This is a genomic window from Acinetobacter sp. ANC_7635, from assembly GCF_056779945.1.
On sequence record NZ_JBWYIS010000005.1, the window covers coordinates 1 to 21,268 of the forward strand.

Sequence of the window (21,268 nt, forward strand, 5' to 3'; positions counted from 1 at the left end):
GATGGTAGTGTGGGGTTACCCATGTGAGAGTAAGTCATCGCCAGCTCATTATTCTAAACACCCCCTTCAATACAAGGGGGTGTTTTTTTATATATATAAATTGAAATAAAGATATAAAAATAAAGGGAAATGGATCATATAACTTACTGATAAAGATTTTTATATAGTGAGGAACTAATAATATAAGCCTTCATCAAATCTTCATTGATCTGTCAGAGGAATGACACCATCATGCCGTTTAATCATGAGTCCTTAATTAAGTGATACATATGGATTTATGAACAAGACACTTTTAAGCACAGTGCTATTGTCATTTTTAGCCCTTAGCGGTTGTAATGATTCTGATGATAAGATCACCTCAGATCAACAAAATCAGATAAAGGAACCCACACTTGCTTCATTTGCAAAGCTTGATGTGGCTACCTATGCCGATGGACCAGATTCAGGACTTTATGTGAAAGGTGCAAACGGTATTTATCCGCCATTTAAAGGTCAGCCAGTTCAAGGATTTTCTGGGGCATTAAAAAATGCTGATGAAACGTATCTTGTAATGTCTGATAATGGATTTGGGGCACAAGATAACTCAGCAGACTATCTATTGCGCCTTTATAATATTTCAGTAGATTTTAGAACTGCTAAGACCAACTCAAATAACGTTAAAGTACTGTCTCATATACAGCTTCGTGATCCGAATAAGTTAGTACCGTTCAAAATTGTCAATGAGAGTACGCCAGAACGCCTTTTAACAGGTGCTGATTTTGATCCGGAATCTATACAGCGTGATAAAAATGGTGATATTTGGATCGGAGATGAATTCGGTCCATTTTTACTGCATTTTAGTGCTGATGGTGTCTTAAAGAGTGCTCCGATTGCATTGCCTCATCCTGAAAAAGAAGGAGAAGAGCTTCGATCTCCACAAAATCAACTTCATCAAAGTGCGGCTGAAATAGAAAATGCGCTCGTGCAAAGAAGTGGTGGATTTGAAGGCATGGCTATTTCTCCAGATGGTCAATATTTATATCCAATGCTGGAAAAACCATTAAGCAAGAATGCGCAAAGACATTTATTAATTTCAAAATTTGATATTTCTAAAAAAGCATATACAAATGACCATTACTATTTTGAGCTCGACCCTAAAGCAACAGCAATTGGTGATTTCCAGTTATTTACTCAAAATGAAGGTGTTGTGATTGAGCGTGATGATACTGAAAATAATATTGGTGGTTTTAAGAAATTAGTTCGAATACAACTGAATGAACCGAAGCAGTTGGTTAATAAGATGGACTTGGTCAATTTAATGGATATTGCGAATCCAAATTTATTGTATGGTACGCCACGTGAGGGCGATATTATGACGGGTGAGCGTTTCGGTTTTCCATTCTTTACCATTGAAGATATTGTGATTGAAGGACCTGATTTAATCACAGTGTTGAATGACAATAATTTTCCAGGTTCAAGTGGACGTAATGCAAAACTTGCAGATGATAATGAAATTATTCAGATTAAATTAGACAAAAAGTTATATTAATTGTTCAAGGCCTCATAGATTTTGATCTATGAGGTTTTTTATTAAATTAAGTGAAAAATATAATAATGAAATAAGTACTTTAATAAATTCGTATTTGAGCGAGATATCATCATTACTCACCAATAAAATGATGGAAACACTGATTTTCATAAGTCAAACTAACTTTGGTCTAATGCGATATTTAGATAAAAAGCCTAATTTTGATTGGATTTTAGACTAACGTTCAATTTTTATTAACACAGAATTATGTGAAATTTACCTCACAGACTTTAAGCACACGATTTTGATGCGTCGCTCACAACAATTAAATTCAAAGTTGGTTGGATCGTGCTTAAAGATTATTGAAATACGATCTCTCACAGGAGGTGAGGAATGTCACAGCAAGCAATGAACGTCAATAAAATTATTGACCATGCTAAATTCACACCATTTCACTTCAATGTTGTCGCTTGGTGTTTACTCATTATCCTGTTTGATGGTTATGACTTAGCAATTAATGGCGTAGTTTTACCATTATTGATGGATGAATGGGGTTTAAGTGCTGTTCAAGCAGGCATGCTCGCAAGTACTGCACTTGCAGGGATGATGTTTGGCGCAATGATTTTTGGTTCTTTAGCAGATAAGATTGGCCGTAAAAAAGTCATTATGATCTGTATTATTTTATTCAGTGGATTAACCTTTGCGGGTGGTTTTGCATCCAATCCAACTGAGTTCGGTATTTTGCGTTTCTTGGCAGGTTTAGGGATTGGTGGTGTTATGCCAAACCTTGTGGCTTTGACCTCAGAATATGCACCTCAAAAAATGCGTAGCACCTTGGTAACCACTATGTTTAGTGGTTATGCGGTAGGTGGTGTGATGGCTGCATTATTAGGTTCATGGTTTACACCAAGTTTTGGTTGGGAAATCATGTTCTTTATCGCAGGTATTCCATTACTTTTACTTCCAATTATTTGGAAATTCTTACCTGAATCTTTAACTTTCATCGTAAAAGAAAATCGTCAGGAAGAAGCTCGTCAAATCGTGGCGAAGATTGAACCTAAAGTAAAAGTTGAGAAAGATACAACTTTCGAGCTGGATCAAGTAGATGAGCCTGAATCGGCAACTGTTGTCAGCTTGTTCCGTCGTGGTCGCGCTGTAAATACATTGTTGTTCTGGGTTGCATTCTTTACATGCTTATTAACCATGTACGCTCTCAGCAGCTGGTTACCGAAATTGATGATGGCTGCGGGCTACTCAATGGATAATAGCTTAATGTTCATGATGGTCATGAATGTTGGTGCGGTAGTGGGGATCGTTGGCGGTGGTATCTTGGCAGACCGTTACCATTTAAAACCAGTATTGATGTTCTTAGGTTTAATGGGTGCGATTGTGATGAGCTTAATGGGCTTCCAGTCGAATATGCTGTTACTTTACATCTTGGTGTTCTTGGCAGGTGCTGCATCGATTGGTTCACAGATGTTGTTATATAGCTACGTAGCTCAGTACTATCCATTGGCAGTTCGTTCAACAGGGATTGGCTGGTCATCTGCGATTGGTCGTATGGGAGCAATTGTAGGTCCAATCTTGATTGGTGGCTTACTAGGGATGAACTTACCAGCGCATTTTAACTTTATGGCAGTAGGTTTACCTGTGTTGATTACCGCAATTGCAGTGGCTCTGATTATGAATGAAAGTGAATCTGAAAAGATTGGTTCAAGTCAGCCAAGTATTGCCAAAGCTTAAATAATTGAATGATTTAAAAGCCTCCGTAAGGGGGCTTTTTTATTAAAGTAGCAGGAGCTAATATAATGATAATATTTAAAATTATTATCATTGATATGGAAAAAGATTGGATAGATTATGTTGTGGCTTTAAGTAATACATTAACACCTTTGCTAGTTTTAGCATTAACTGGCGTTGGATGGCATATAAAAAATAATGTCGAAAAAAATACAGATTTAGAATTAAAAAATTTAGAACGCATTAAAGAGTTAGAAGATAAATTACATGTAGATAGAATTGAAACATATAATTTATTATTAGAGCCGTTCATCATTATGTTCACAAGTGATGCTATCTTTAATTCAGATCCAAAATATAAGGGAAAGACTAAGGATCAATTAAGTATCGGAAGAATGCTGAGTGTAGACTATCGTAAAATTGCTTTTAAGCTTTCATTAGTTGCTGATGATTCGGTAATTCGTGCTTACAATGCCTTGATGCAGCATGCTTATTCTTATAACAAGATGAAAGATAATTCCCCTGAGCATGTGTTAGTCCAAACATCAGTCTGGATTTCTTTGTTATCTGAAATGTTATTGGCAATTAGAAAAAGCATGGGTAATGCTTCGACTGAATTAGATAATTGGGAAATGATAGAATGGTTTATGTCTGATTCAGCAGAAATGAAAGACTTATATTTATCTACTCAAACTAAATGAAAAAACGAATTTTTCATTATGGAACAAGACATGAAACTTAACTCATTCTCCCCAATCCCTGACGATGATAGCGAACTTCATCTTCCTGAACTCATCTATTGGGCTTCATTAGGCGAAATCACAGAAGTTGAAACAGCTTTAAACAACGGAGCTGATGTAAACCAAATTGATGATGAAGGTTATAGCGCACTTCAAGCAGCCGCAGAGAATGGGTACTTAGATGTAGTACAACTGCTAGTCGCAAAAGGTGCAAATGTTGCTTATAAAGGTCAATTTACTGCATTAGAACTCGCTGAAATGGCAGGCGAGCAAGAAATCGTAGATTACTTAAAAAGTCTGTAAAACATACAAAATAAAACCCCTAAAAAGGGGTTTTAATCTTTTAAGACTGCGTCAATTCTTTATAAATGGCTTCATTAAATGCAGGAATATCATCAGGACAACGTGAAGTAATGAGCGGCCAACCGCCAGTATTACAACGATGCACCTCTTCATCGACCCATTTACCGCCTGCATTTTCTAAATCAATTTTTACTGACTTATAAGACGTCAGATTTTTATCTTTGATACGTTGCGCATCAATTAATGTCCAAGGCGCATGACAAATAGCTGCGATTGGTTTTTGATGGTCAGCAAAAATTTGAATCATTTTTTGAACCTGTGGATGAATTCGCAAGTTATCCGCATTCACCGTTCCCCCAGGAATAATCAGGATGTCATAGTCATTTGCGATGACTTCATCGAAGCTTAAATCAGGTTGAACTTGATCAGAAGGCTCTTGATCCCCAACCACAGTCTGAACAGATTTCTTTTCTTCAGCAGCATGATAGGTTTCAATCCCTTTTGATTTTAAAAATGCTAAGGGTTTGATTAATTCATCTTTTTCAACACCAAAATTTGCAGTAATAAATAAAGCTTTTGCCATGTTCACATCCTCAATCTTTAAAATTTTGTATGCAAGCCGTTTGCACTAGGCTATTCCGTATTGTAGGAACAGCATAAGTTGCTTGCACTTTGGAAATTACAGTCAGAGTTGTTGCGTGACACACTTTAAAACTAACAAATGGAATGCATGAAAGTGTTGTGAAAGCGAAAAAGCATGATGAATAATTGTTTTACAAGCGTGACAACGTGTAGTGTGCTTAAAAAATTCTACGTCTAAGAAAAAGAAAAGCCCATCTTCCTGATGGGCTTTTCTTCGTATCGGCTGCTTTTAGGTATAACTCCTGTCGTACCTCACGTCCTGATGCTCAAACTTATTATTGTTGTTTTTTGTTTGGGAAACTTCCTGTTTCCTGATGGTTTAAGAATAGTGCAGTGTCGTTGATATGCATAGCCGACAATGGAAGAGATGATTGTAGGAAAATGCTTACAAAACAATCTAAGTGATTCATTTATCGTTCAATAGATCAATTTAGCGTTGTAAATTTTCACGAATGAATTGATCACTGTATTTTACCAGCTGATCTAATGCAGGTTGCTCAACAGGGTAGTGCCCGCCATTTTGTAAACTCATCACACGATAAGGTACTTTCAACTGTTTCAAAACAGGTTGGCTCAATTTTAAAGGAGTCCATTGATCCTGTTCAGGTTGAGTCAGTAACACAGGTGCTTGATTAAACTGAGTCAAAGGATATGGTTTTTGGTAATGCATATAGCTGTTTAAAAATTCCACGCTCATGCTATTACCTGCAGATGTTTTGTCTGCCAACATGATGCGTAAGGCTTCAGGGTCATTGGTGAGTTTTGACATCTTTGAAACCAAGGACATAGGTAAGGTGATTTGCTTCAAAGGAGTATGCGCTACTGCTTTCATACTTGGCAAAAGAATAGGGCTTAGAGCACTAAAACGCATAGTTCCTTTTTGAACGTCTTTAAATTCTTGATCGAGAAACGTCATTCCGATGATGCCATCGACATGTTGATTCTGCATGGCCACATGTAGCGTGAGCATTCCACCTGCTGAGAGTCCATAAAGGAAAATAGGACGATCATCTTTTTGCGCTTGTTCGTTCACAAAATCATTGACCAATTTCACCCAATGATCATAACGAATTTCTTTTTTTGAAGGATATTGTGTCAGACCATAACCGGGTAAATCCAATGCGAAGGTTTCATACCCTTTTTGGGCAAGTGGACGCCCAAGAATTAAACTCATCTGACGACCATTTGTACCTACGCCATGTAATAAAATGACTTTGGCTGGCGCTTTAGTATTGGGATAAGCATCGACATGTACACGGTAATTATTCCAACTCCAGTAGTACTCATGTGGTTTGTTTTGGTCGTTGATACGAAATTTCGAAGGGAGCCTTTGTTGTAATTGTTGCCAAGCTGCTTGTTGCTGGTAAGACTGTGGAATTTTAGATTGAGTCCAAGCCAAATTAGAAAGTAATAAAGCCATCATAGTGGTAACGGTTGTGAGTATTATTTTGAGCACGATTAAACGCCTTTCATTTTTTTCAAACACTATAAAAATGAAAAGCAACTTTGTTTATTACCCAAATCATCAGTCGTAAAGGAATTGAGTCAATTGCTAAGCTCAAGTTGCTGAAATTAAATGCATATTATTTTTTGTTTAGATTTGGTTGTATGTTAAATGTACAGAAACAGGTCTTAGGTCATCAGTGATGAATAGAAAATTTAAGCAGTTGTATTTGATTGTTTTTTAATCAAGCAAGTTGAGTTGAATTCATGGTAAAATGATCGGCTTTCATCTTTGATCTAATTTTTGATCTTCCATCTGCCAGCCGAGAATTGCTAGCCATGTCTACTGCTTATACCGCTCAGACTGCGCCAAAAGCGTTGTTTGATTACGACAAATATTGGGCGTCTTGTTTTGAACCCGCGCCTTTTTTGCCGATGTCACGCGAGGAAATGGACCAACTCGGTTGGGATAGTTGTGACTTTATTTTTGTTTGTGGTGATGCTTATATCGATCATCCATCATTTGTAACCGGTATCATTGGCCGTGTGCTTGAAGCGCAAGGTTTCCGTGTTGGTATTATTGCCCAACCAGACTGGACGAATGTTGAAGCATTCCGTGTACTTGGTAAACCAAATATTGCTTGGGGCGTATCGGCAGGTAACATGGACTCTATGATCAACCGTTATACGGCTGACCGTAAGATCCGTTCAGATGATGCTTATTCTCCAGATAACCAACCGAATAAACGTCCTGACCGTGCAGCAACAGTCTATTGTCAACGTTGTCGTGAAGCGTTCCCTGATGTTCCTGTTCTGCTAGGCGGTATCGAAGGTTCATTACGTCGTATCGCGCATTATGACTATTGGTCTGACAAAGTTCGTCGTTCTATTTTAATGGATTCAAAAGCCGATCTATTGATGTATGGTAATGGTGAACGCTCAATCATTGAAGTGATGCACCGTCTAGCCAAAGGCGAAAAAATTACAGACATTACTGATGTTCGTGGTACTGCATTTATTATTAATAAGCATAACCGTGCAGCGAAAGCTAAATTTGTTGAGATCGCATCAAATGATGTCGATACCATAGGCCGTGTTGATCCAATCATCAATCCATATGTGATGACCGAAGATATTGATGGCTGTGAAATTGAGAAAGACAAAGGCAACAGCTTAACGCAGTATCAGAATTTCCAAAAAGAAGTGGTCAGCAATCCGATTGTTCGTGAAGGCGACAATTTGGATGCAGATACGCAAATCGTGCAGTTACAGCCATCATCTAAGGCGATTAAACATAAATTGCCACCACGTGAATTGGCTGTGATTCGTCTGCCTTCTTTTGAAGAAGTTGCCAATGATCCAGTGCTTTATGCCCATGCAAACCGTATTTTGCATCTAGAAACCAATCCAGGGAATGCGCGCGCACTCGTGCAGAAGCATGGTGAGCGTGATGTCTGGATTAATCCACCGCCAATCCCACTAACCACAGAAGAAATGGATTATGTGTTCGACTTGCCTTATGCACGTCTACCACATCCATCTTATGGCGATGCGCGTTTCCCAGCGTTTGACATGATCAAGTTCTCTGTGAACATCATGCGTGGTTGTTTTGGTGGTTGTACCTTCTGTTCGATTACGGAGCATGAAGGTCGAATTATTCAAAACCGTTCTGAAGAGTCGATCTTACGTGAAGTTGAAAAGATTCGTGATACGGCGCCGGGCTTTACAGGTATTATTTCGGACTTAGGTGGTCCGACAGCCAATATGTATCGTTTGGCATGTAAAGATCCAGAAATTGAAAAGAACTGTCGTAAGCCATCGTGCGTGTTCCCAGGTGTTTGTCAAAACTTGCATACTGATCACGCACCTCTTACGCAGTTATATCGTAAAGCTCGTGCTTTACCAGGTATTAAAAAGATTTTGATCGGTTCGGGTCTACGTTATGACCTTGCAGTATTGAACCCTGAATATGTCAAAGAATTAGTCACGCATCATGTCGGTGGCTACTTAAAGATTGCACCTGAACATACCGAAAAAGGCCCTCTCAATAAAATGATGAAGCCGGGTATTGGGACGTATGACCGCTTTAAGCAAATGTTTGATCGTTTTAGTAAAGAAGCAGGTAAGGAACAATATCTTATTCCTTACTTTATTGCGGCGCATCCGGGTACAACCGATTACGACATGATGAACCTTGCAATTTGGTTGAAAAAGAATGGTTTCCGTGCTGACCAAGTACAAACCTTCTATCCATCACCAATGGCAACTGCGACCACCATGTACTACACCGGTAAAAATCCGCTTGCGAAAGTGGCACGTTATACTGAAGATGTCGACATTGTAAAAGGTGAAAAACGCCGCCGTTTACATAAAGCTTTCTTACGTTACCATGATCCAAATAACTGGCCTTTACTGCGTGAAGCTTTGAAAGAAATGGGTCGTCAGGACTTAATTGGTAATTCTAAGCAACATTTGATTCCGACGTATCAGCCTCAGGGCACGGATGGTCAATATCAATCTGCACGTAAGAAAAATTCAACTGTTGCAGGTGATTCACAAAAACGTACGGGTCAAACCGCTAATCGTGGTCAATCACAAGGACAAAATAATCGTCCGAAGAAAGGCCAAATCTTGACACAGCACACTGGTTTGCCACCACGTGAGACTGGAGATCGCAAAAAACCTTTTGGCGAGGGGAAACCTAAGGGTAAATCCAAACCCAAGTCTCGTGCATAAATGATAATTTCTTTCAAAAGGACGCTGCGGCGTCCTTTTTTGAACATTTTCTATACAATATTTTCGATGATGCTCATTTATCGGAATATTGGGCTTGATTTGGGTAAGTCTCTTTTTTATTTTAAAATAATCATTTAAATTAGTAGTTTAGTGAGGTTTTGAGTTTTTCATTTCAGGTGATATTGTGTTATCTTCAAATGAAATTTTCATCATTGTCCAACAATTATGCAATAGTGTGATGTGGTTCATGTTTTAAACTATAGCCAATAAGTGCAGAACATGTTTAATATAAGCTTGGTCTGAAGCGCTTTTCACTTGGACTATGCGATGTATAACATCAGCATAATGAAACAATAATAAAAGTTGTGTTTTTTGAAGTAGTTTAAAAAAGAAATTAACGATAAGAATTCAAATAAGGATACTAGTCATGGATATCATGATCATCGCGAGTGTGATCATACTCGCTGTGGTGTTGTTCATTGCTTATAAAGGATTAAAGCATCAACAACCCTCTGATAGCATGCTCCGTCAAAGAGCAGTGTTTAGCCCCTATCAGCAAGTAACTTTCAATCGTCTTAAAGAAATCATGCCAAATGCGCATATTTTGGCACATGTCTCTTTTGACGCCTTACTGACCACAAAGTTACCGCGTACACGCCGTAAATATGAGTCAATGTTTGCCGATTTTGTGGTGATGAATAAGGATTGTAAAGTTCTTGCCATTGTCAGTTTAGAAGATAAATTTTCATTCAAACGTGGACATACTTTACAGTTTCAAAATGCATTACTTGAAACCGCGGGATACAAAGTGATCTCTTACCATGCTGTCCCAGAATATGTGCAGTTAAGACGTGATTTTTTGGATGAATACACTGAGGATATGCCAATTGAATGGGGAGATGAATCCGTGATTGAGCATAAATTAGAAAAGTATAGTGCTGGGCGATTGGCAGATATTCGCGCATTTAGCTAATCATCTTTGAAATAAAAAAGCATGCTCAGGCATGCTTTTTTTATCAAGGTTTCGCGGCAATTACCGTTAGCTCAACAAGAACATCGGGATGATACAGTTTAGCCTCTACGCATGTACGCGGTAGAGCTTGAATATCAGAAACCCATGCATCCCAAACTTCATTGAATGCTGCATAATCTTTGTCAATATCTTTTAGATAAATTGTCACAGACATGATATGGCTTTTATCTGTACCTGCTTCAGCCAATAAACGGTCAATAATGTCAAAGGTTTGTTGTGACTGTCCACGAATGTCGAGAGACGTATCTTCTGCTAACTGACCTGCCAGATGAACGAAGTGACCAAAAATAGCAACCTCAGAAAAACGTTTTTGAACGTATAAACGTTGAACAGACATAAAGCTCATCCCTTATAGATATAAATATAGATTATGAAATGCCGTATAGGATTTAGAAAGTATAGGGTAAGTGGAACTATGAATTCGGTTTAATTGCTGTATCTCTGAAAGTTTATTTTTATGGGAGGAGATCAGAAATATTTGGAGGAAAAAGACATTGTACCCATTCAAATTAGAGTGCCCTGTAATATTCGGATGGATTGTCACGCCAATCACAGGACAAATGTGTTAGATATAGGTCTTCTAACAACATCTCAGCAGACACATGGGTAAATGTATTGCGCGATTAGATTACTCTAAAAAGGAAAAAAAGGCGAAAAAAATTGACTTAATTTTGTTCTTTTGCATGAAAACTAGACGAAATTTACAATCCGAATAAATTGAGTTGCGTATCTTGTTGTTTTTCTGAAAGTTGATACACCCCAACACCAATGAGTCTAAACTGATATTCATCAGGAATATTCATTTCCATTAACAATAATTTGAGTGCCAGTTGCAAATCCTCTATGTGATTGAAAGGTTGTTTAAAGCTTTTAGAGTGTTGTAAAACTTGAAAATTTTTAAGTTTGAGTTTGACGCTGATACCTCTAGCGATCATTTCCTTGTTTTGAAGATTTTGCCAAACACGAGAAAGCAGTGAAGTCCAAAATTGATCACATTGGTTTAAAAAAAGATCTTCATCAAACGTGGTTTCTTTAGAAATTTGCTGTCTTTGGCGTTCGCTTTGAACAGGTCGCTCATCGATCCCTTGAGCATAGAGAAATAATTGTTTGCCATATTTTCCGAAATGATGAGTGAGAAAGTTTTCTTCGACTTGCTGTAAATCCCCAAGTTTTTCGAGTTGCAAAGCTTTTAATTTTTCCTGTGTGACCTTTCCTACACCAGGGATTTTTTTGAGTGGAAGATCATAGATAAACTGTTGCACCTGATTGGGTTTGATCACACAAATGCCATTCGGTTTATTCCAATCAGATGCAATTTTGGCTAAAAACTTATTTGGTGCAACGCCTGCTGAGGCGGTCAATCCAGTAAGCTGAAATATTTCATCACGAATATGCATCGCAACTTCAGTAGCGCTTGGGATCTGCTGTAAATTTTCAGTGACATCCAGATATGCTTCATCCAGCGATAAGGGTTCGATGATGCTGGTATGTTTTTGAAATATCTCATGAATTTGGGCTGATACATGTTGGTATTTAGAAAAATTTGGCTCAATGACGATCACTTGTGGGCAAAGTTTTTTGGCTTGTGTCATCGACATGGCCGAACGTAAGCCATACTCACGAGCTGGGTATGATGCTGCTGCAACGACGGCCCGTGGGTGATGAGATGCAATGACCACAGGTAAGTGTTGTAATTCTGGACGCTCTCTAAGCTCCACAGAAGCGTAAAAAGCATCCATATCGATATGAATTATCTTTCGCAAAATGTTCAATCAATCATGAGATGCCTTAATTTTAACCCATAATTAAGGCATCGTTGAGCTGATTATTGGGTATGCGTAAGGCTCCGTCAGTAAAGTCACCTTTCGACCTTGATGCTGTGCATGATCAATCACGAGTTGTAGGCTTTTCGGAGAATGATCTGCTATTCGTGGTAGAAACTCTAAAGGCTGTGAAAGTGGTTTAAAGAAATTGTCCCAATGAATTGGAATGACTTCTTTCGGTTGTAACTGATCAATGGTTTCAGCGAGATACTGTTGTTGAAACTCGGGTGATTGTTTTGAAAGCTGAGCAATTCCTAAAAACAAGACATCTACATTTAACTTTTGAAATTGATTAGGAAGCGCACCTGTGCTGGCTTTAACTAAAATTTTGTGATTATTGTGCTCAATCAAGTAGTCAAAGCTACCGCCTTCTTTAAACTCATAAAAACGTGCTGGCTGAGGCAGTGGATGCAGAATCTCTTCACCTAAATCATTGTTCACTGCTGTAGGTGGCGTATGTTGTGAGGGAATAGGCGTAATACGAAATGCACCCAATTGTAGTGCTTGAAAAGGCACTGCCAGTTTCAATTGATGCTCAGGCACTTTGCCGCCTCGTGCTATATTTATTGTACTCAACGAACCAATGATGTGAGTTTTTGGGAGTGAACTTCCGAGCACTGAGATATCCAAAGCATGATCATAGTGACTGTGGGTCACCAATATGGCTTTGAGGCGTTTAAGCTCATGGTCCTGAATCATATTGTGAAGCAGTGCTTGATCACTGGAGAGGCGTTGTAAAGCAATGTTCATGAGAGATGGTCGACTAAAAAAACCATCAATTAGAATTTGTGAATTACCATCATCAAATAGCAATGTGGAAACGCCAAAAAAGCGAACATTTAATTTTTGTTCACTGACGGGTTGGTCTATTTTAGCCTTCCATTGATTAAATTCGGAGAGCTTTCCTGATGGTTGCCATAAATAAAAAAACGCAGCCATGAGCGTGACAGCCAAAAGACCAACCACTGTTAAAATCCCTTTTTTAAGCGACATCATGTCATCCTTATAAAGCGTAACTCGCTTGCTTGAGCCCAGTTGCACTCTATTTTTTTGTTAGATCTCTTTAGTTGTAACGTACTGACTCCTTAAGATTTATGGCTCAATTTGATTTAATTTTAGAAATTTTATCCAGTCGTTTTGATCGCCATTAAATACATTCAAATCCACTGGTGTAGAAATACCCTTAATTTTACCTTTATTAGTGTATTGCCAAAAGATCCAATCTGGATTGTCTTTTAATTCAGGTTGAGAGTTGTATTCACGTACCCAGAGTGGGGTATTCGTAAAAGCATCCGCAAGTACGATGTTATAGAAGGCTTTAGAAACATAAAAGATAGGTTGTTTGCCATAATGTTGATGCAGCAAATCATGCATAACATCGATTTCATATAACAGTTGTTCTTTGCTATAGGTATTGATGCAATTGCTGTCGTATTCCAAATCAATGACTGGAGGAAGGGCATCTTCTTTACGTGGCACAGAATCAATGAAATTTAATGCCTGAACTTTACCATCACGGCAAAGTCGATAGAAATGATACGCTCCGACTTTAAAACCATGCTCGCGTGCTTTGAGCCAATGATCCTGAAATTTTCGATCTTTAAAGTCGCCACCTTCTGTCGCTTTGAGGTAGACAAATTGATATTCCTTTTTGGGAATTTGTGACCAGCGAATTTCTTTTTGATGATGTGAGACATCAAATCCTTTGATTGGATATTCTTGAGCTGTTGCTGGTTGAAACGGCAAAAAGAAAAAGCTCAATAATCCGACCATGAGTGCGATCAGGGCTGCACCTAAAAGGGAAGTCCACAAGATAATCTTTTGCGAATAGATATGCTGCTTATTTTTTGAATTCATGAGCACTTAAAGTTTGGTGCAAAATATAATTAATATCATAACGCGAATAAACGTAAATGGTAGTGACAGTATCTAGAATCCATATCCATTAGTCATCATCCATTTCTTTCGGAATTTTCCAAAAAATAAAGATGGTAATAATGTTAATTGAGCCCATTAAAATTAAGGTCCATTGGAAGGCCTGTTGCATTTGTGCAGTACCAAGATAAGCGGTGAATACATTGACCAGTGTACCTGCAAGCGCTACACCAATACTCATAGATACCATCATAATCATCGAGAGAAAACTGTTACCACTACTAGCATCTTGTTGAGGCAAATCCTTTAAGGTTAGCGTATTCATAGAAACAAATTGCAGTGAGTTCAACATACCAAAAATGAAGAAATGCAATGTTCTTAACCATAAAGGTGTTTCGGCTGAGGTGAGGGCAAAACTTGCAATACATAAGCCAATAAGGCAGGTATTGACTAATAACACCCGACGATACCCAAATCGTTGAATAATTTGGCGAATGATCGGTTTGGATGCCAGTGAACCCAATACCGTTGGAATCATAAGTAAACCGGTAATAAATGGTTCAAAACCAAAAGCAACTTGTAGCATTAAGGGGATAAGAAAAGGCATCGCATTGCCGCCTAAGCGGGCAAAAAAGTTGCCTACAATACCAATCGCGAAAATTTGATTTTTGAATAGTTTCCCACGAAATAGAGCATTTTGGTGGGTATGGGCATGCACCATGTACCAAGCACTTGCAGATAAACCAAACACAATAAGAACAATACTCCACCATAGTGGAAGATAGGGGCTAGCAAAATTTTCAATCCCTAAACTTAAGCCAACCATCGCGATGACTAATAACAAGAAGCCAAAAAAATCAAATTTAGCAACATGGGTCTCGGTTACATTTGGCATGGCTTTAAATGTGAGAAAAACTCCAATGAGTCCAATAGGAATATTAATTAAGAAAATCCACTCCCAAGTCACGTACTCCACCAGCCATCCGCCAAGAGTAGGACCGATTAAGGGGCCAATCAGACCTGCAAGACTCATCAGAGACATGGCTGCAAGGAATTGCGTTCTAGGAATGATTTTCAACATTGCAAGACGCCCAACTGGAAGCAGTAAAGCACCTCCAATCCCTTGAATCACTCGGAAAAATAAAAGCTCATTTAAATTAGAAGAAAATGCACATCCGAGCGATGCCAAAGTGAAAATGATAATTGCAGAAAAATAAACATTTCGGACACCAAATCGGTCAGCCAGCCAACCACTGAGTGGAATACAAGCTGCGACTGACAATACATAAGCCACCACGACACTATGCATGTGTAGAGGATCTTCATTGAGGTGATGAGCGATTGCAGGAATCGCAGTATTGATGATAGTTGTGTCTAGACCTTGCATAAAAAAGCCGATCGAGACCAAAAACACCAATAATCTAAACTCAGGCTGTAAGGGTTGGTGTGCTGTGCTGCTCATCTTGTAGGATCATATTAGTAAGTTAATATTTTAAAACAGTTTCTCAGTATCACTTGTGGTTTATTTACGAAGGATTTGCAACAAAATTGCAATCTGATGGTCACAGCATTGTCATCGCATGGTCATAGAGTTGTTGCCAACAACATCATAAGAAGATTAAAAAAATGAAGCTAAAGTCTAACGCACTTGTGATCGCAATGTGTGCATTGGGGCTAGGGGCATGTAATGATGACACTAACAATATCACATCAGTACCAAATATTACGCCTGAATCGATTGAACTCAACTATCTCAGTCGTACAGAAAGTCGTGGTTTTGCGGTCAGCGCAGCAGAGATACCTGCCTATGATGCACAAAGCCAAAGATTGTTTGTTGTAAACGCAAAAGAAGGCGTGGTTGATATTTTTGATTATCGCCAACCTCAGCAACCTAAATGGATTGGCTCTTTAGATGCTAAATCATATTTAACAGACTCAGAAGTAAATAGTGTTGCTGTAAAAAATGGAATTGTTGCCTTAGCTGTACAAGCCAAAGATAAAACAGATCCAGGAATCGTGGCACTTTTTAATGCCAATGATTCGAGCTTTATTGCCCAAGTTCCAGTGGGTTCTCTACCCGATATGCTGACCTTTAGTGCAGATGGTAAAACCTTATTAGTGGCGAATGAAGGAGAGCCATCTCATGATTATGCGATTGATCCCGAAGGTTCGATTTCAATCATTGATCTCTCAAATTTGAACAAACCAGTTGCAAAAACAGCTGACTTCAAAGCCTTTAACAGTCAAGCACAGCTATTACGTAATCAAGGTGTGCGAATTTATGGTCCAAATGCAACAGTAGCGCAAGATTTTGAACCTGAATACATCACACTCAGCGCAGATGGCAAAATTGCATGGGTCGCATTACAGGAAAATAATGCCTTAGCTAAGGTGGATGTTTTAAATGCCAAAGTCATGGCTGTTTATCCGCTCGGTTTTAAAGATCATGGCTTACAAGGTCATGGTTTAGATGTCAGTGATGCCGATGGTGAAAATGGTCTTGCGAAGATCAATATTCAAACTTGGCAGCATGTTCGTGGCTTATATATGCCTGATGCGATCTCAAGTTACGAAGTCAATGGTAAAACGTATATTGTCACTGCCAATGAAGGGGATGCTCGTGCTTGGGGTGAAGATGATCCTGAATATTGGGGAGAGAGATTGAAGGATAATCCGAATGCTCAAGGTAATATTAAAAACGGTTTTGTTGAAGAATGGCGTGCGAAGCATCTATTCCATAAAGATGGTTTCGACAGACGGCAAGGGGAAGATCTGCCACCACAATTAAGAGCACTGGCGAAAGGTGCTGAATTGAATCCTCTGCATTTTGCATATTGTGGAGCGATCGATGGCGATGCTAAAGGATGCCGTGAAGACAAGATGCTTGGTCGTTTGAATATCACTTGGACTGAAGGTTATCAAAAGAATACTGATGGCACACCTAAACTCAATGCTCGAGGCAATTTGGTTTATGATCATTTATATAGCTTCGGGGCACGATCTGTCAGTATTTGGACAGAAAATGATGCACAAACAGGATTAGAGCTGGTTTGGGATTCGGGTGATGATTTTGAACAATATATTGCTCAGCACCATCCTGAGATCTTTAATGCAAACCATGAAGAAGCAGGGTTCGATAATCGTAGTGACAATAAGGGACCAGAGCCAGAAGGCGTGGTGATCGGTCAAATCGGCCAGAAAACTTATGCATTTATTGGTTTAGAACGAGTTGGAGGCGTGATGGTATATGACATCTCCAATCCTGCCCAACCCCAATTTGTGCAATATATTCATTCGCGAAAACTTGATGCAACCACTGCCGATATCGAGGAAGGTCAGGCAGGAGACTTAGGTCCTGAAGGATTAACCTTTGTTTCCGCAAAAGAATCTCCAACGGGTACGCCTTTACTGATTGTAGGGAATGAAGTCAGTGGTACTACAGCAACGTATCAAATCACGTTGAAATAGAGCCTGATCGTGTAGATGTATGATAAAAGAGCCATATGGCTCTTTTATTTTTTACCCGTCATGCGTAATGCTTTAAAGTCTTGTCGAATTTAGACCACGAATTGTTCAGGGCATTTCATGTTTGCGATGGCATTGATGATTTGATGTGAATGCTCGCATACGATGATTTTTGCCCGATGTTGAGCAGGTAGAAAACCTTCTTCTACTGCATGATCGAGTTGTGCAATCAAGGCATTATAGAATCCATTGACGTTATAAATAATCATTGGTTTTTGGTGTTGATTTAACTGTCCCCAAGTTGCGATTTCTAAGATTTCTTCAAATGTACCTAAACCTCCCGGGAGCGCAACAAAAGCACTAGCACGTTCAGCCATCATGGCTTTGCGTTCATGCATTGTTCTTACCACGTGAAGTTCTGTTAACTGATTATGGGCAACCTCGTAATCAAGCATAAATTCAGGAATAACACCAACAACTTCACCATTGTTTTCAATGACTGTATCTGCGACTTGTCCCATTAATCCGATACTTGCACCACCATATACAATGCCAAATCCTTGCCTTGCAATTTTTTCAGCCAAAGCAATGGCTTTTTGTTGGTAAATAGGATTATTGCCAAAACGAGAACCACAATAAAGTGCAATAAGGCATTGAGTTGCTTTTGATTTAACTGATGTATCGGTCTCTAAGGTGTTATTAAGAACGCTTGTATTCATATTTATTTACTCACCTTTTTTAAATGAACTTCATCATGCAGTTTAATCTAAGCAAGAAAGGTGACAACTGTATAGATAAATAAGAATTTTTTGAAATATTTTGTAGTTTCATTCCAAAATGATTGATAAAGCCAATCTTGATTCACCGAAAAAATAGTGAATTGCAATAAAATCTTTTCTATACTGAAAATCTGTTCGGCAACCAATACATCAATATGAGTAGTGATCGACATCGCTCAATAGAACAAAATATTATTTATTTTCTAAATTTAAATACTGCATTTATAACTTTGCCTCATCACTTTGGTTTAAATGAATCCCATCTTCCTGAAACGTGGGAGTGTAACTCATGATTTTTGAATGGATGTCTGATCCTTCCGCATGGGTGGGACTCTTAACTTTAATTATTTTAGAAATTGTTCTCGGGATTGATAATCTCGTCTTTATCGCGATTTTGGCGGAAAAACTGCCGCCTGAGCAACGCAATAAAGCCAGAATTTTAGGCTTAACGCTCGCGCTTGGCATGCGCCTAATCCTTTTGGCGTCAATCGCTTGGATTATCACGTTAACGAATCCATTATTCCATATCTTTGATCATCCGTTTTCAGCCCGAGATCTTATTTTGATTTTTGGCGGTATTTTCTTGTTAATGAAGGGAACTTTAGAACTACATGAACGTCTAGAAAGTAAAGTTCATGTTAAAGAAGAAAATCCTGTTCATGCTGCATTTTGGATGGTCATTGTACAGATCGTGGTATTGGATGCAGTGTTCTCACTCGACAGTGTGATTACAGCAGTCGGTATGGTCAAAGATCTTTCGGTCATGATGATCGCCGTAATTATTGCGATAGGAATCATGCTATGGGCCTCTAAAGCCCTCATGGACTTTGTGAATAAGCATCCAACTGTGGTGATTCTGTGTCTATGTTTCTTGATGATGATCGGTTTCTCATTAGTTGTCGAAGGCCTAGGCTTCCACATTCCGAAGGGTTATCTATACGCTGCAATTGGTTTCTCTGTCCTGATTGAGTTTTTAAATCAATTGATGCGCCGTAACCAAGAAAAAACGGTGACAACGACTGATTTACGTTTCAAAACAGCTTCTGCCGTCATTCGTATGCTTGGTGGTAAGTCAAAAACGGCAGATGCTCAATCGGCAAATACGGATGATGTTTTGGCTACCCAAGCGTTGGTAGAGGAAATGTTCTCGGATGAGAATGCGGTATACCAAAGCGTGATGTTGCAAGGTGTATTAGGTTTATCTGAGCGACCAGTCAAATCATTAATGACCCCACGTCCAGAACTCGAATGGATCGATTTAGATGACGATCCTGAAAGTATTAAACATCAAGTGCTTTCTATGAAACATTCACGTTTGATCGTTGCACATGGCGAGCTAGACAATATTGCTGGGGTGGTGCTCACGCATAACGTTTTGAATGACTATATTGAATCAGGCGATTTTAATTTCGAAAAACACATTCGAGAGCCTGTCATTGTCCATGAAAGCGCTCAAGTCTTAATGGTGATGGATCAATTGCGTCAGGCACCCTTACAAATGGCGATTGTTCTCAATGAATATGGTTCCATTGAGGGTATTGCAACACCGATTGATATTTTAGAAGCGATTGCGGGTGAATTCCCGAACGAAAATGAAATAGAAACTGCAGTTGAAAGCTTAGAGGATGGTTCACTCATGCTCGAGGGTTCAACTGATATTCGTCATATTTCATTATTGCTTGATCGTGATTTAGTTGATGAGTCAGAACAGTATTCTACGCTGTCTGGTTATATCTTATTCCATTTAGGACATTTACCTGAAAATGGAGAAACCTTTGAAGCAGAAGGGTATCTATTTGAGGTGGTTACAATGGATGGTCATAAAATCGAAAAAGTACATATTGTACCCATCGTAAAACAAGACCCATCAGAATGATTTAAACTCAGTTAAAATAGCATCTCATTAGGTGCTATTTTTTATTGGAATATTGATGTCCGAACTCAATTGTCCTTGCGGGCATGGAATTTATACACACTGTTGTGAACCTTTACATCGTGGTCAGCGTGTTGCAGAAAGTGCTGAACAGCTCATGCGTTCTCGCTATAGTGCATTCGCTAAACATGAAATCGACTATATTGTGAGTACCACAGCATCAGGTCAGCAAAGTCATTTAGACATTGCTGCCATTCGGGATTGGGCGATGAGCAATCAGTGGTTAAAATTAGAGGTTATTCAGCATTTACCTCGTCTGGATAAAACCCATGCTCAAGTTGAATTCAAAGCACATTACCAACATGTCGATCAGGTACATGTCCATCATGAAACCTCAAATTTCGTACTCATCAATAGACAGTGGTATTTTTTAGACCCAACGACAGATCAAACTGTGACGATGAAGCAGACTTGTATTTGTGGATCAGGAAAAAAATTTAAGCAATGTTGTGCGCGATTTCTCTAGAATTAATTTTTAATTAACTTAGAATATTGCGCATTAAAAACCCTCATTTGGAAGTAGGGCAATGTTACTCACCGTTATTTATATTATTGCGATTACTGCGGAAGCGATGACAGGCGCCTTGTCTGCAGGTCGACGAAGTATGGATTGGTTTGGTGTCATTATTATTGCCTGTGTGACTGCTTTGGGCGGAGGATCAGTTCGTGATGTTTTGCTAGGGCACTATCCTTTAACTTGGGTGAAACATCCTGAATATCTAGTACTTACATGTTGTGCAGCATTATTTACGATTTTTATCGCAAAATGGATGCGACATCTACGTTCGGTATTCTTACTTCTAGATGCCTTAGGTCTGATAGGTTTTACCATTATTGGTTGTCAAATTGCGATTCAAATGGAACAGGGTTTCGTGGTTTGTGCAGTGGCAGGTGTATTGACAGGCGTTTCAGGGGGTATTTTACGAGATATCTTATGTAACGATGTGCCTTTAGTCTTCCGTCGCGAACTTTATGCCAGTATTTCTTTTGTTGCGGTCATTTTCTATTGGGGCTGTATCGAAGTCGGTTTTTCACAAGATATCACCATTATTTCTACTCTTGTTTTTGGTTTCACATTGCGTTGTATCGCAATTTACTTTGGCCTTGAAATGCCAAAATTTATTTATAAAGATGATGATGAACAGTCGGCGTCATCTAAAGATGTAAATTAAACTTTTTACACTCATCTTTCAAAATGGCCGATAATGTGATCGGTCATTTTTATATGGTTCTTTAGAAAATAAAAATA

Annotated in this window: 18 protein-coding genes; 10 read left to right on the forward strand and 8 right to left on the reverse strand. The window is 38.8% G+C overall.

Annotation, left to right across the window (positions count from 1 at the left end; genetic code table 11):
• Positions 1–277 precede the first annotated feature (277 nt).
• From AC1M89_RS07460 to AC1M89_RS07475, 4 genes are all read left to right on the forward strand, one after another.
• Positions 278–1,528, forward strand: a complete 1,251-nt coding sequence (locus AC1M89_RS07460; protein ID WP_481591512.1) for an esterase-like activity of phytase family protein — start codon at positions 278–280, stop codon at positions 1,526–1,528.
• A 372-nt stretch (positions 1,529–1,900) separates the two neighbouring features.
• On the forward strand, positions 1,901–3,250 hold the full coding sequence (locus AC1M89_RS07465; RefSeq protein ID WP_092767403.1) for an aromatic acid/H+ symport family MFS transporter: 1,350 nt from the start codon (positions 1,901–1,903) through the stop codon (positions 3,248–3,250).
• A gap of 65 nt (positions 3,251–3,315) precedes the next feature.
• Complete coding sequence (locus tag AC1M89_RS07470; RefSeq protein ID WP_213032612.1) at positions 3,316–3,948, forward strand: hypothetical protein; 633 nt, start codon at positions 3,316–3,318, stop codon at positions 3,946–3,948.
• Between the two features lie 30 nt (positions 3,949–3,978).
• Positions 3,979–4,290, forward strand: a complete 312-nt coding sequence (locus AC1M89_RS07475) for an ankyrin repeat domain-containing protein (RefSeq protein WP_092767432.1) — start codon at positions 3,979–3,981, stop codon at positions 4,288–4,290.
• Between the two features lie 40 nt (positions 4,291–4,330).
• On the opposite strand, the gene AC1M89_RS07480 is transcribed toward AC1M89_RS07475, so the two are convergent.
• Both AC1M89_RS07480 and AC1M89_RS07485 read right to left on the reverse strand, forming a co-directional pair.
• A complete protein-coding gene (locus tag AC1M89_RS07480) occupies positions 4,331–4,873 on the reverse strand; it encodes a type 1 glutamine amidotransferase domain-containing protein (RefSeq protein ID WP_481591511.1) in 543 nt (180 codons plus the stop codon).
• Positions 4,874–5,362: 489 nt separating this feature from the next.
• Positions 5,363–6,388: an alpha/beta hydrolase gene (locus AC1M89_RS07485; RefSeq protein ID WP_481591510.1), complete on the reverse strand. Its 1,026-nt coding sequence runs from the start codon at positions 6,386–6,388 to the stop codon at positions 5,363–5,365.
• Positions 6,389–6,714: 326 nt separating this feature from the next.
• Between AC1M89_RS07485 and AC1M89_RS07490 the strand changes: the two genes are divergently transcribed.
• Both AC1M89_RS07490 and AC1M89_RS07495 read left to right on the forward strand, forming a co-directional pair.
• Positions 6,715–9,111, forward strand: coding sequence for a YgiQ family radical SAM protein (locus AC1M89_RS07490; protein ID WP_035268131.1), 2,397 nt, complete (start codon positions 6,715–6,717; stop codon positions 9,109–9,111).
• 427 nt (positions 9,112–9,538) lie between these two features.
• Positions 9,539–10,084: a DUF2726 domain-containing protein gene (locus tag AC1M89_RS07495; RefSeq protein ID WP_092767397.1), complete on the forward strand. Its 546-nt coding sequence runs from the start codon at positions 9,539–9,541 to the stop codon at positions 10,082–10,084.
• Positions 10,085–10,127: 43 nt separating this feature from the next.
• Here the strand turns inward: AC1M89_RS07495 and AC1M89_RS07500 are convergent, their stop codons facing one another.
• The 5 genes from AC1M89_RS07500 to mdtD form a co-directional block, all read right to left on the reverse strand.
• Positions 10,128–10,481, reverse strand: a complete 354-nt coding sequence (locus tag AC1M89_RS07500; protein WP_481614084.1) for a RidA family protein — start codon at positions 10,479–10,481, stop codon at positions 10,128–10,130.
• 364 nt (positions 10,482–10,845) lie between these two features.
• On the reverse strand, positions 10,846–11,907 hold the full coding sequence (dinB, locus tag AC1M89_RS07505) for a DNA polymerase IV (RefSeq protein WP_035268128.1): 1,062 nt from the start codon (positions 11,905–11,907) through the stop codon (positions 10,846–10,848).
• A 42-nt stretch (positions 11,908–11,949) separates the two neighbouring features.
• Positions 11,950–12,960, reverse strand: coding sequence for an MBL fold metallo-hydrolase (locus AC1M89_RS07510; protein ID WP_481608926.1), 1,011 nt, complete (start codon positions 12,958–12,960; stop codon positions 11,950–11,952).
• Positions 12,961–13,059: 99 nt separating this feature from the next.
• Entirely contained in the window at positions 13,060–13,824 is a 765-nt protein-coding gene (locus AC1M89_RS07515; RefSeq protein WP_481614085.1) for a glycoside hydrolase family 25 protein, read from the reverse strand.
• Between the two features lie 88 nt (positions 13,825–13,912).
• Positions 13,913–15,304: a multidrug transporter subunit MdtD gene (mdtD, locus tag AC1M89_RS07520; protein ID WP_481607888.1), complete on the reverse strand. Its 1,392-nt coding sequence runs from the start codon at positions 15,302–15,304 to the stop codon at positions 13,913–13,915.
• 164 nt (positions 15,305–15,468) lie between these two features.
• On the opposite strand from mdtD, the gene AC1M89_RS07525 reads away from it, so the two are divergent.
• Positions 15,469–17,310 carry a choice-of-anchor I family protein gene (locus AC1M89_RS07525; RefSeq protein WP_481614086.1) on the forward strand — a complete coding sequence of 614 codons (1,842 nt, stop codon included), beginning with the start codon at positions 15,469–15,471 and terminating at the stop codon, positions 17,308–17,310.
• Positions 17,311–17,399: 89 nt separating this feature from the next.
• On the opposite strand, the gene AC1M89_RS07530 is transcribed toward AC1M89_RS07525, so the two are convergent.
• On the reverse strand, positions 17,400–18,026 hold the full coding sequence (locus AC1M89_RS07530; RefSeq protein WP_481591504.1) for an LOG family protein: 627 nt from the start codon (positions 18,024–18,026) through the stop codon (positions 17,400–17,402).
• A gap of 349 nt (positions 18,027–18,375) precedes the next feature.
• Here AC1M89_RS07530 and AC1M89_RS07535 point away from each other — a divergent pair, with 349 nt between their 5' ends.
• The 3 genes from AC1M89_RS07535 to AC1M89_RS07545 all read left to right on the forward strand — a co-directional run bounded on the left by AC1M89_RS07535 (position 18,376) and on the right by AC1M89_RS07545 (position 21,191).
• Positions 18,376–19,962: a TerC family protein gene (locus AC1M89_RS07535; RefSeq protein ID WP_035268121.1), complete on the forward strand. Its 1,587-nt coding sequence runs from the start codon at positions 18,376–18,378 to the stop codon at positions 19,960–19,962.
• Positions 19,963–20,017: 55 nt separating this feature from the next.
• Positions 20,018–20,485 carry a YchJ family protein gene (locus tag AC1M89_RS07540; protein ID WP_481589185.1) on the forward strand — a complete coding sequence of 156 codons (468 nt, stop codon included), beginning with the start codon at positions 20,018–20,020 and terminating at the stop codon, positions 20,483–20,485.
• 61 nt (positions 20,486–20,546) lie between these two features.
• Positions 20,547–21,191: a trimeric intracellular cation channel family protein gene (locus AC1M89_RS07545; RefSeq protein ID WP_035268119.1), complete on the forward strand. Its 645-nt coding sequence runs from the start codon at positions 20,547–20,549 to the stop codon at positions 21,189–21,191.
• The last annotated feature ends 77 nt before the right edge of the window (positions 21,192–21,268 follow it).